Below are 582 nucleotides of genomic sequence, written 5' to 3' on the forward strand. Positions count from 1 at the left end.
TGGACTCGCTGCTGTACGCCCCCTGCGATTATGTGATCACACAGTCCTACACCTGCATGTCACGCGAGGAGGCCCGGAAGGCCATCAAACGCACCCGCCGTCTGTTAATGAGTGCAGATGATGATGCCGTATCCCAGCGGCTGGATCTGGATGTGGCGCTTGACCTGCTGACATCGGGGAAAATCGCTTATGGGAAACACCATTTCTCCATCATGGTGTTTTCCCGCACGCTGGACAGTCTGGTGGTCGATACCGGTGAAATCAGCAACGCCCTGAACAATCTCGGCATTACCCCGGTTCCCGCTGAACTTTCGCTTTCAGCTGCATTTATGGCGCAACTGCCCGGCAACTATCATCTGCGGCCCCGCAAGGGGGAACTGAGCAGCCAGAACTTTGTGGAGCTGGCCGCGCTGCATAATTTCTACCCCGGCAAGCGCGATAACGCGCCCTGGGGGGATGCGATGGCCTTGCTGCGCACCCCGTCAGGGGATGGCTACTACCTGAACCTGCATAACACGCTGGCGGACAAGGACGAGTTCAATGAAAAGAACCCGGCCAGTACCTGCATTCTCGGCACCAATG

At 57.6% G+C, this 582-nt stretch carries 1 protein-coding gene; it reads left to right on the forward strand.

The annotated features are described in order from the left end of the window. Positions 1-582, forward strand: a 582-nt coding sequence (locus FCN80_RS26280; RefSeq protein ID WP_445081522.1) for a VirB4 family type IV secretion/conjugal transfer ATPase, incomplete at both ends; no start/stop codon positions are given.

This window comes from Martelella alba (assembly GCF_005217455.1).
Taxonomy (GTDB): Bacteria; Pseudomonadota; Gammaproteobacteria; order Enterobacterales; family Enterobacteriaceae; genus Acerihabitans.